The 10,955-nt window shown below is 71.7% G+C and carries 10 protein-coding genes; 3 read left to right on the top strand and 7 right to left on the bottom strand.

Going from position 1 to position 10,955, the window contains the following annotated elements; all coding sequences use genetic code 11:
• Positions 1–126: 126 nt before the first annotated feature.
• The 5 genes from ACZ4XJ_RS29860 to ACZ4XJ_RS29840 all read right to left on the bottom strand — a co-directional run bounded on the left by ACZ4XJ_RS29860 (position 127) and on the right by ACZ4XJ_RS29840 (position 5,489).
• Positions 127–372, bottom strand: a complete 246-nt coding sequence (locus tag ACZ4XJ_RS29860) for a hypothetical protein (RefSeq protein WP_362881891.1) — start codon at positions 370–372, stop codon at positions 127–129.
• 253 nt (positions 373–625) lie between these two features.
• Positions 626–2,041, bottom strand: a complete 1,416-nt coding sequence (locus ACZ4XJ_RS29855) for an FtsW/RodA/SpoVE family cell cycle protein (RefSeq protein ID WP_468498011.1) — start codon at positions 2,039–2,041, stop codon at positions 626–628.
• Positions 2,029–3,276 (bottom strand): LCP family protein, encoded by a 1,248-nt coding sequence (locus ACZ4XJ_RS29850; protein WP_468498010.1) that lies wholly within the window; start codon positions 3,274–3,276, stop codon positions 2,029–2,031. The genes ACZ4XJ_RS29855 and ACZ4XJ_RS29850 overlap by 13 nt, the downstream gene beginning before the upstream one ends.
• A 127-nt stretch (positions 3,277–3,403) precedes the next feature.
• Positions 3,404–4,816, bottom strand: a complete 1,413-nt coding sequence (locus tag ACZ4XJ_RS29845; RefSeq protein WP_468498009.1) for a sensor histidine kinase — start codon at positions 4,814–4,816, stop codon at positions 3,404–3,406.
• A complete protein-coding gene (locus tag ACZ4XJ_RS29840; protein WP_362881884.1) occupies positions 4,806–5,489 on the bottom strand; it encodes a response regulator transcription factor in 684 nt (227 codons plus the stop codon). Before ACZ4XJ_RS29840 ends, ACZ4XJ_RS29845 begins: the two co-directional genes overlap by 11 nt.
• A 601-nt stretch (positions 5,490–6,090) precedes the next feature.
• On the opposite strand from ACZ4XJ_RS29840, the gene groES reads away from it, so the two are divergent.
• Together groES and groL are read left to right on the top strand one after the other, a co-directional pair.
• Positions 6,091–6,399 (top strand): co-chaperone GroES, encoded by a 309-nt coding sequence (groES, locus tag ACZ4XJ_RS29835; protein WP_055418319.1) that lies wholly within the window; start codon positions 6,091–6,093, stop codon positions 6,397–6,399.
• Positions 6,400–6,531: 132 nt separating this feature from the next.
• Complete coding sequence (gene groL / locus ACZ4XJ_RS29830) at positions 6,532–8,160, top strand: chaperonin GroEL (protein ID WP_362881882.1); 1,629 nt, start codon at positions 6,532–6,534, stop codon at positions 8,158–8,160.
• Positions 8,161–8,227: 67 nt separating this feature from the next.
• Here the strand turns inward: groL and ACZ4XJ_RS29825 are convergent, their stop codons facing one another.
• Both ACZ4XJ_RS29825 and ACZ4XJ_RS29820 read right to left on the bottom strand, forming a co-directional pair.
• Entirely contained in the window at positions 8,228–8,941 is a 714-nt protein-coding gene (locus tag ACZ4XJ_RS29825; RefSeq protein ID WP_362881880.1) for an ester cyclase, read from the bottom strand.
• Positions 8,942–9,035: 94 nt separating this feature from the next.
• Positions 9,036–9,809 carry an SDR family NAD(P)-dependent oxidoreductase gene (locus tag ACZ4XJ_RS29820; RefSeq protein ID WP_362881878.1) on the bottom strand — a complete coding sequence of 258 codons (774 nt, stop codon included), beginning with the start codon at positions 9,807–9,809 and terminating at the stop codon, positions 9,036–9,038.
• 182 nt (positions 9,810–9,991) lie between these two features.
• On the opposite strand from ACZ4XJ_RS29820, the gene ACZ4XJ_RS29815 reads away from it, so the two are divergent.
• Positions 9,992–10,891 (top strand): LysR family transcriptional regulator, encoded by a 900-nt coding sequence (locus ACZ4XJ_RS29815; RefSeq protein WP_362881877.1) that lies wholly within the window; start codon positions 9,992–9,994, stop codon positions 10,889–10,891.
• The last annotated feature ends 64 nt before the right edge of the window (positions 10,892–10,955 follow it).

Genomic DNA, 10,955 nt, shown 5'->3' with positions numbered 1-10,955 from the left:
GTCACACCTTTTGTGCCGGGGCCCGCGTGGTCTTCGGGGGGGGCGGGCGTGTGCGGGGGGGGGGGGGGGGGGGGGGGGGGGGGGGGCCGCGGCCCCGGGCGCCCGCCCCCGCGTCACGCCTGTGGATCAGTTGGCGCCGAGGTGGGCGAAGTCCGCCCACTCCTTCTCGCCTTCCTTGGTGGCGTTCGAGGTGTAGACGGGGCCGAACGCGGCGGGGATGGCGGCGACCGAAGCCTTGGTGGCGGCGAAGCCGGCGTGGCCGAGGGAGGCGCTGCCGATCTCGACGCCATCGTCGGCCAGTGCGGCTCCGGCGCCGCCCAGCAGGATGCCCGCAGCGAGGACACAGGCGGCAAGGGAAGAGCGCGTACGCATATCTGCTCCTAGAAATGATCGGATGACGCGAGCCCGGAAAAGGACGAGTCGTCCGGTTCAACTCCAGGAGAGGGACGCGGGAGACGGTGTCTCACTCCGATGGCGCAGACCCAAAACGAGCGGTCAGTACACCGGCGAAGCCTGACGCGCCGCCACGATGGCCGCCCCCGGCTCACCCGGTGAGGGCCGGCCCGCCCGTCTCGGCTGCGCGGGAACCCCCGAAGCAGTTCTGATCCCGATCCGGGGCACCCCGCTACCCCCGGCCCCGCCCCGCCCCCGCCCCCACCACCGGCGTGATCGTCGTTTCCGCCGGGTCGTGGATGTCCGCTTCGCGTTGGCGTTCGGCGCTGTCGCTGATGCGGAGCAGCAGGGCGATCATGATCCAGTTGGCCAGCAGGGACGAGCCGCCCTTCGCCAGGAAGGGCAGGGCCTTGCCGGTCAGGGGGATGAGGCCCGTGACGCCGCCGGCGACCACGAATACCTGGAGCGCCAGCGCCGCCGCCAGACCCACCGCGAGGAGCTTCCCGAACGGGTCCCGCGCCGCCAGGGCCATCCGCAGCCCGCGCTGTACGAGGAGTGCGTAGAGCAGGATGACGGCCATGACCCCGGCCAGGCCGAGTTCCTCGCCCACCGTCGTCAGGATGAAGTCGCTGCGGCCGGCGAACGCGATCAGCTCGGGGTGGCCCAGCCCCAGGCCGGTGCCCGAGATGCCGCCCGTGCCGAAGCTGAACAGGGCCTGGGCGGACTGGTCCGAGGTGACGCCGGGCGGCCGGGTCTCCCAGTAGTACGACAGCGGGTTCAGCCAGGCGGCCACGCGGGCCTTCACGTGCGGCTCCGTCGAGCCGACGACGAAGGCGCCGACGGAGGCCATCAGCAGGCCGCACACGATCCAGCTGGTGCGTTCGGTGGCGACGTACAGCATCACCACGAAGACCCCGAAGAAGATCAGCGAGGTGCCCAGGTCACGCTCGAAGACCAGGACCAGCATCGACAGGATCCACACGGTGACGATCGGACCGAGCTGGCGCATCGGGGGCAGCCGCATGCCGAGGAACTTCCGGCCGGTCAGCGCGAGCGAGTCGCGGTGGACGACCAGGTAGCCCGCGAAGAAGACCGCGATCATGATCTTCACGAACTCGCCGGGCTGGAGCGAGAAGCCGAACAGCTTGATCCACCGCTTCGCGCCGTACGTGTCCGCGCCGAAGAACGCCGGCGCGATCAGCAGCACCAGCGAGACGGCCATCGTGATGTAGATGAACCGTTGCAGCAGGCGGTGGTCGCGCAGCAACGCCACGACGAGCAGGCAGGCGGCGACCCCGACCACCGTCCACATCAGCTGGCCGGGCGCGTTCGCGTCCGAGTTGTACCGCTCGATGTACCCCTGGTCGAGCCGGTGGATCAGGACGAGCCCGAGCCCCGTGAGCAGCATGGCCAGCGGGAAGATCAGCGGGTCCGCGTACGCCGCGAACCGCCGGATGCCCAGGTGTCCGACGAGGGACAGCAGGCTCATGCTGATGACGAAGCCGGCCAGGTGCTGCGGCAGCTCGTCGTTCATGGCGAGGCCGGCGCTCACGTGGCCGAAAACCGCGAGGGCGACGACGAGGACGAGCAGCAGCGCTTCGGTGCGTCGGCGGGGTCCCGCCGACGTGCGGGGCCTCAGTCCACGCACGGGATGCCGCCGCCGTCGATGCTGCCCTTCGGCGGCTGCGGCGGTGACTCCGGCTGTGGGGGTGAAGCGGAGGATGACGGCGCAGGGGCACCCGGGGCAGACGACGGCGGCGATGACGACGACGGTGACGGCGATGACGACGCAGCACCCGGTGCACCGGGGACCGCAGCGGTCCGGGGACCGATCTGCTCGGCTATGAGGCGCTTTATCTTCATATCATCTACGACGTTGATGTCCTCCCCATGGTTCCTTCCGAACCCTTCGACGGGAAGTGTCGTGAATTGCACTTTCCCCCCGGACAGGTTCTTCGCCTGCTTCACGAACGACAGCAGGTCCCACCCGGAGTCCGTCACGACGTCCTTCTTCGCCGTGTCGATCAGTTTGACCAGCTTCACCGGATCGGTGAAGGTCCCCGCCGAGTTCAGTTTCTGGGTGGCCCCCGCCAGGAAGGCCTGCTGCCGCTTGGTCCGGTCCAGGTCGCCCCCCTCCAGGCCGTGCCGCTGGCGTACGAAGGCCAGCGACTGCCGGCCGTCCAGCTGCTGCCGGCCCGCCGGGAAGTCCGCCCCCGACCAGCGGTCCTTCACCGGCTTGTTCAGGCACACCGGGACCCCGTCCAGCGCGTCCGCGAGGTGGTAGAAACCGGCCAGGTTCAGCTCCGCGAAATGATCGACCGGCACGCCCAGGAAGTTCCGTACGGTGTCGATCTGCGCCCGGCGCCCCGCCTCGCGGCCCTCCTGCTCCAGCTGTCGCCGGTCCTTGACGCCCCGAGCCGACAGTTGCTCCTCCTTGGCGGCCTTCGCCAGCCCGTACGCCTTCTTGATCTTGTCCTTGCCGTGGCCGGGTATCGCGACGAAGTCGTCGCGCGGGATCGAGAAGGCCTTCGCCCGGCTGCCGTCGGCGGGCACGTGCAGCAGGATCATGGTGTTCGCGTTGTAGCCGCCGATGTCGGAGCTGCCCGCGTGCAGCTTGTCGAGCACCTCGTCCGGCAGCGGGTCGCCGTTCTGGTCGCGGCGACTGTCCAACCCCATGAGCAGGACGTTCACGTCCCCGTGCGCCGACTTCTCGGCGCCCTCAAGGGCCTTGGAGCTGCCGATGCTCGACACCAGGTCCCGGTAGACGTACCAGGCGGCGCCGCCCGCCACCGCCGTCAGTACGCAGCCGGTGACCAGCACCGTGCGGCCGATCCGGCGCGGCGGGGGCCTGCGGCGACTGGTCTTCCTCCGTTGCGCGCTCATGCCCACCGATGCTGACGCACGCCCGCTGAAGGAATCCTGAGGACCGACGGGACGAGCGGCAGGACCGCACCCCCGCGCCGGCGGCCGGAATCAGCGGCGGGACCGCACCCCCGCACCGCGGCCGGAATCAGCGGCCGCCCCCGTCCCCCGCCCCCGGGATCCGCAGCCTCAGTCGCGCGCCTCCCTCGCGCGCGGGGAGGGCGCGTACGTCGCCGCCGTGCGCCCGGGCGATCTCCCGGGCGATGGCCAGGCCCAGGCCGGTCCCGCCGGCGGCCCGGCCCCGGTCGGCGTCCAGTCGTACGAACCGCTCGAAGACCCGGGTCCGGTCCGCGTCCGGGATGCCCGGACCGTCGTCGATCACCTCCAGCTCCGCCCAGTCCCCGCACGCCCGCACCCGGACGACGACCCCGCCGCCGGCATGCCGCAGGGCGTTGTCCACCAGGTTCGCCAGAGCCCGCTCCAGTCGGGCCGGGTCCCCGTACGCCGCCACGGGCGCGGCCGCCTCCACCCGCAGCGGGACCCGGGGCGCGGGCCGGCGGGCCGCGTCCTCGGCGGCCAACAGGGCGAGGTCGACGGGCTCGGGGTGCGGCGCCGGACCGCCGTCGAGGCGGGCGAGCAGCAGCAGATCGGCGGCGATCCGCTGGAGCCGTTCGGTGTCGGCCAGCGCGGCGGCCACCGACGCCCGGTCGAGCCGCTCCCCGGCCAGCGCCACCTCCAGCCGGGAGCGAACGGCGGCGAGCGGGTTGCGCAGCTCGTGGGAGGCGTCGGCGGTGAACTGCCGCTGCCGCGCGTCGGAGCGCTCCAGCCGGTCGAGGGTGTCGTTGACGGTCCGGGCCAGCCGGGCTATCTCGTCCGCGCCGCCCGGGTCGGGCACCCGCCGATCCAGCTCGCTCGCGGTGACGGCGGCCAGCCCGGTACGGATCGCGGTGACGGGGCGCAGGGCGTGGCCGGTGACCCACCAGGCCAGCGCGGCGGCGAAGGCGACGAGCGGGGGCGCGCCGGCGAGCAGGCCGGCGGCGATGGCCCGGGTGGCGTCGTCCACGTCGCCGAGCACGGTCGCCGCGTACACGGCGTACGGACCACGCTCCCCGGCAGCCCCGCCGGCCCCCACGGCAGCCCCGGCCCCACCACCCCCCACCGGCCCCGGCGTCGCGACGACCACCACCGCGCGGCGCAGGCCGCCGGGGTGGGCCGGGGGCAGGACCGTCGAGCGGGAGTCGTCGCCGGGGCCGGGGAACAGCGCGCCGAAGTCCGGGGCGTCCTTCGGGTCGCCGCTGGCGGCGACCGTCCGCCCGGCCGCGTCCCGTACGAGGACCAGGTCGACCCCGCCCTCGGGCGCGGGCAGCCGCCCGCCGGGGGACAGGGCCCGGGCGTCGAACTGGGCGGCGGCCTTGCGGGCGGCGAGCTCGGTGCGACCGGTCGTGTTGTCGAGGAGGTTGGCGCGCAGCACGGCGTGCAGCCACAGCCCGCCGACGGCCAGGACCGCCGCCATCGCGAGGGCGGCGGCCAGGGCGGTACGGGCCCGCAGGCTACTCGCCACCGTCGGGCGCCATCCGGTAGCCGGTTCCGTGGACGGTGAGGATGGAGCGGCGGCCGAAGGGCGCGTCGATCTTCTTGCGCAGGGAGGAGACGTACACCTCCACGATGTTCGGATCGATGGCGTGCGGGGTGTCCCAGACCTCGTCGAGGATGTCCTGCTTGGCGACGGCCCGGCCGGGCCGTTCCATCAGGCAGGCGAGGACGCCCCGTTCGCGGGCGGTGAGTTCGATGTCCCGGGTGCCGCGCCGGCAGCGCCGGTCCTGCGGGTCGAGGACGAGGTCCCCGACCCGCAGGACGGTGGGTTCGGGGGCGGCGGCCCGCCGGGTGAGGGCCCGCAGCCGGGCGCCGAGCACCACGAAGGAGAACGGTTTGGTGAGGTAGTCGTCGGCGCCCGCGTCGAGCCCGTCGGCCTCGTCGCGTTCCCCGTCGCGGGCAGTCAGCATCAGGACGGGGGTCGGGTCGCCGTGGGCGCGCATCCGGGTGCAGATCTCGTGGCCGTCGAGGCCCGGCAGCATCAGGTCCAGGACCACGACGTCGTACGGTCCGCCGGTGCGGGCCAGGTCGAGGCCGCGGTGCCCGTCGTGGGCCACCTCGACGCGGTGGCCGTCGGCGGAGAGGCCCTGTCGTAGGGATTCGGCCAGGTTCTCTTCGTCTTCGACGACCAGGATGCGCACCGCTCAAGCGTCACATACCGGACGGGAACACCCGTCAGGCGGTGGCCGGCCCGGACGCGACACCGGTCCCCGCCCCCGCCCGGGAGGCCCGGACGGCGCGGGCGACGGAGCGGACGTCCCACACCGCGACGGCGAGGCCGAGCAGCCCCCGTGGCGCCCGGTAGGGCCCGGGCCCCGCGTTCGGCGCAGACCGCATCGGTGGCGTCGGGCCCGCTGACGACGGTCGCGGCCGGGGCGGTCGGCGGGGCGTCGAAGGTGGTGTCCACGGAGACCCGGGTGAGGGGGAAGGAGCCGTCCCCGGCGGTGAAGGTGCGCCGCGGACCTGCGGGGACACGGAAAAATATCTGGCCGTGCGACCCGGGGGAAAGCCTGTGACCAGGCCTCAACACGCCTTCCGGGCGGCCGAATCCGCCCGGCTCGGCCGGCGCGTGTTGGCACTCCGCTTGACCGAGTGCTAATCGCCGGAATAGTGTCACACCTGGCACTCGCCACTGGTGAGTGCCAACACAGCGACAGGCAGGTCCGGCACCCGCGACGACGGATCGACCTGGTCGCCACCTCAGACAGTTAACCCCGGATTCCCGAAGGGGGAGGTCGGATCGTGACGACCACCAGCTCCAAGGTTGCCATCAAGCCGCTCGAGGACCGCATTGTGGTCCAGCCGCTCGACGCCGAGCAGACCACGGCCTCTGGCCTGGTCATTCCGGACACCGCGAAGGAGAAGCCCCAGGAGGGCGTCGTCCTTGCCGTCGGTCCCGGTCGCTTCGAGGACGGCAACCGTCTTCCGCTCGACGTCACCGTCGGCGACGTCGTCCTGTACTCCAAGTACGGCGGCACCGAAGTGAAGTACAACGGCGAGGAGTACCTCGTCCTCTCGGCTCGCGACGTTCTCGCGATCGTCGAGAAGTAATCACTTCTCCAGTTTTGCTGTGAGCTACGCCCCTGGTCACCCTGCTGATGCCGGGCGGCGAGGGGCGTAGTTCGTTTCCATGCGGTCGCGGTGAGCGGCCGAGGATCGCAACGAGAGGGCGGAACCGCTCCCATGCCGAAGATTCTGAAGTTTGACGAGGACGCCCGTCGCGCCCTCGAGCGCGGCGTCAACAAGCTTGCCGACACGGTCAAGGTGACGATCGGCCCCAAGGGCCGCAACGTCGTCATCGACAAGAAGTTCGGCGCGCCCACCATCACGAACGACGGTGTCACCATCGCTCGCGAGGTCGAGCTGGACGACCCGTACGAGAACCTGGGCGCCCAGCTCGTGAAGGAGGTGGCGACCAAGACCAACGACATCGCGGGTGACGGCACCACCACCGCCACCGTGCTGGCCCAGGCACTGGTCCGCGAGGGTCTGCGCAACGTCGCCGCGGGTGCTTCCCCGGCCGCCCTGAAGAAGGGGATCGACGCCGCGGTCAAGGCCGTGTCCGAGGAGCTCCTCGCGACCGCCCGCCCGATCGAGGACAAGTCCGACATCGCCGCCGTGGCCGCGCTCTCCGCGCAGGACTCGCAGGTCGGCGAGCTCATCGCCGAGGCGATGGACAAGGTCGGCAAGGACGGTGTCATCACCGTCGAGGAGTCCAACGCCTTCGGCCTGGAGCTCGAGTTCACCGAGGGCATGGCCTTCGACAAGGGCTACCTCTCGCCGTACATGGTGTCCGACCAGGAGCGTATGGAGGCCATCCTCGATGACCCGTACATCCTGATCCACCAGGGCAAGATCTCCTCGATCCAGGACCTGCTGCCGCTGCTGGAGAAGGTCATCCAGGCCGGCGCCTCCAAGCCGCTGCTGATCATCGCCGAGGACGTCGAGGGCGAGGCGCTCTCCACCCTCGTCGTCAACAAGATCCGCGGCACCTTCAACGCGGTCGCCGTCAAGGCCCCCGGCTTCGGTGACCGCCGCAAGGCCATGCTCCAGGACATCGCCACCCTCACCGGTGCGACCGTCATCGCCGAGGAGGTCGGCCTCAAGCTCGACCAGGCCGGTCTGGACATCCTGGGCTCCGCGCGCCGCGTGACCGTCTCCAAGGACGACACGACCATCGTCGACGGTGGTGGCAACTCCGCCGACGTCGCGGGCCGCGTCAACCAGATCAAGGCCGAGATCGAGTCCACGGACTCGGACTGGGACCGCGAGAAGCTGCAGGAGCGCCTGGCGAAGCTCGCCGGTGGCGTCTGCGTCATCAAGGTCGGCGCCGCCACCGAGGTGGAGCTCAAGGAGAAGAAGCACCGCCTTGAGGACGCCATCTCGGCGACCCGCGCCGCGGTCGAGGAGGGCATCGTCTCCGGCGGTGGCTCCGCGCTCGTCCACGCCGTCAAGGTCCTCGAGGGCAACCTCGGCCTGAGCGGCGACGAGGGCACCGGCGTCTCCGTCGTGCGCCGCGCCGCCGTCGAGCCGCTGCGCTGGATCGCCGAGAACGCCGGTCTCGAGGGTTACGTCATCACCTCGAAGGTCGCCGAGCTCGACAAGGGCCAGGGCTTCAACGCCGCCACCGGCGAGTACGGCGACCTGGTCAAGGCCGGCGTCATCGACCCGGTCAAGGTCACCCGTTCCGCGCTGGAGAACGCCGCTTCGATCGCCTCGCTGCTGCTCACGACCGAGACCCTGGTCGTCGAGAAGCCGGCCGAGGAAGAGGGCGACGCCGGTCACGGTCACGGTCACGGCCACAGCCACTGATCGCACGCACCACGCCGAGAAGGCCCCGTCCCGCAGCCGCGGGACGGGGCCTTCCCCGTGTGCGGACTCAGGACCCGTACGGGGTACCCGATCCGCCCATCTGCCGTTGCAGGGCTCCGGGGTTGTAGTGCCACCAACCCTCGACGATCTCCCCGCCGACACACCGGAACGTGGTGCTCCCGGACATCGTGTACGTCTTCCCGGTCGGTTCGACGCCCATGAACGGGCCCTTGTCGTGGGTGCCGCGCCAGTTCCACAGCGTGGTGACCAGATCGCCCTCGGCCAGCCGGGCCGTCGGCTCGAAGACCATGTCGAAGGCTCCGCGCCAGGTTTCGATGTCCGACCGCATGCCCTCCCGTCCGATGACGGTGGACTCCTCCTTGCTGATGTCGTGGTCGATGTAGTTCGCCGCGAAGCACTCGTCGAGGACGCTCATGTCCCCGCCCATGACGGCGTCCTGGAACACCCGCTCCACGAGCTGCTTGTTGAGGTGCTGGTCGCGGACCACGTCGAGGTTCATGAACTTCGGCATGCCCTCGCAGAGGGACACCATCTCCTGGAACATCCGCTCGGTCTCGGGGAGGTGGGAGTTCGTCATGGCCTCCTCGTACGAGGAGAACTCCACCATGTCCACGTAGTGGTTCCGCGCCTCCCGGTCCTGGCCGAGCAGCGCGCGCGTGGCGGTGCGCCGACCGCTGCTCTGCTCCGCCCAACGGTCGATCAGCGCGTTCATCTCGGCGAACCGTCTGGTCTCGTAGTCGATCACTTGTACGAATGTCATCGCGTCGCCTCCCGGGCCGGATCAGGACACGTCCAGTTTAGGGAGATTTCACCCGTTTGGCTGGTTTATGAACCGGCCGAACGGGTTCCAGGGGCTACTGCGGCCCGTACTTGCGTCCCGTACGCGACGACACCCCGCCGAGCAGCCCGCGCGGGGTCAGCTTCACCACGCCCATCAGCGCCTTGTACCGCGGGTCCGGGATCGACACGGTCCGGCCGCGCGCCAGGTCGGCCAGCGCCGCGGCCACCAGCTTGTCGGCGTCCAACCACAGCCAGCCCGGGATGTTGTCCGTGCCCATGCCGGCCCGCTCGTGGAACTCGGTCCGTACGAAGCCGGGGCACAGGGCCATCAGGCGCACCCCGGAACCCGCCAGGTCCTTTGCCGCCCCCTGGGTGAACTGCACGACCCAGGCCTTGCTGGCGCCGTAGGTGCCGCGCGGCACGAAGGCCGCCACCGAGGCCACGTTGATGACCCCGCCGCGACCGCGCGAGCGCATCGACGCGGTGGCCGCCGAGGTCAGCCGCAGCACCGCCTCGATGTGCACCTTGATCATGGTCAGCTCGTCCGCCATGGACACTTCGAGGTAGCGCCCCTTGTTGCCGAAGCCGGCGTTGTTGACCAGCAGGTCCACCGGGTGCGTACGGTCATCCAGGCGGGTCTCGACGGCCGCGATGCCCTCCTCGGTGGACAGGTCCGCGGCCAGCACCTCGGCCTCGATGCCGTGCCGGTCGTGCAACTCGGTGGCCTGCTCGGCCAGTCGCTCGGTGTCGCGCGCCACCAGCACCAGGTTGTGTCCCTGGGAGGCGAGCCGGCGGGCGAAGGCGGCGCCGATGCCCGCGGTGGATCCCGTAATCAACGCAGTCGTCATAGGCGCAACCTAGCCGCCCGGGTCAGGGGGTGTCCCGCGGGGCGGGGCCGGTGTTCGGGCCGTCCCGCGAACGGCTACCGACCGTGCCCGCACGGGGCGGATGCCGCCACGACCGACCGGGCGTGCTCAAAGCGACACCTCGGTACGGACGCCGTGGTCAAAGTCGGGCTTATGCTCAAGGGGTGATAGAGGCACGTCATCTCCGGGTCCTGCGCGCCGTCGCCGGGACCGGCTCCTTCTCCGCCGCCGCGCGCGAACTCGGCTGCACCCAGCCCGCCGTCTCCCAACAGATGAAGGCCCTCGAACAGTCGGCGGGCACCCCGCTGCTGATCCGTACGGGCCGCGAGATGCGCCTGACGCAGGCAGGCGAGGCCCTGGTGCGGCACGCGGCCGGGATCCTGGCCGGACTGACCGCCGCCGAGGAGGAGGTCGCGGCCATCGCCGGCCTGCGCGCCGGCCGGGTCCGGCTGGTGTCCTTCCCCAGCGGCAGCTCCACGTTGGTGCCGACCGCGCTCGCGGCCATGCGCGCCGCGCACCCGGGCACCCGGATCTCGCTGGTCGAGGCCGAACCCCCGCGTTCCGTCGAGATGTTGCGCGAGGGGGACTGCGACCTGGCGCTGGCCTTCCGCTACGGCGCGGCGGCCGGCCCGGCGTCCGAGTGGGAGGACCTCGTGGTCACGCCGCTGCTCACCGACCGCCTCGTCGGGCTGGTCCCGGAGGGGCACCGGCTGGCGGGGGCCGAGCGGGTGGGCATGGCGGAGCTGGCGGACGAGCCCTGGATCGCGGGCTGCCCGCGCTGCCGCCGCCACCTCGTGGAGGTGTGCGAGGGCGTCGGCTTCACGCCGCGGATCGACTTCGCCACCGACGACTACCCGGCCGTGGTCGGCCTGGTCGGCGCGGGGCTCGGCGTCGCGGTGCTGCCGGAGCTCGCGGTGGAGTCCGTACGGGCCAAGGGCGTCAGCACCCTGGCCGTGGAACCGGCCGTCGAACGCGAGGTCGTGGCCCTGACGCTGCCGGACCTCGCGCGGGTGCCGGCCGTCGCGGCGACCCTGGGCGAACTGGCGCGGGCCGCCGCGCGCTGACCGTACGGCGGTACGGCCGAACGCGTGACGTCCCGGCCCTCGTCCCCCGTCGGGCCCGTGGTCG

The sequence above is a fragment of the Streptomyces sp. NPDC029836 genome, from assembly GCF_055574495.1.
The sequence above is the reverse complement of the archived record's forward strand: the minus strand, read 5'-3'. Positions and strand labels throughout refer to the sequence as shown.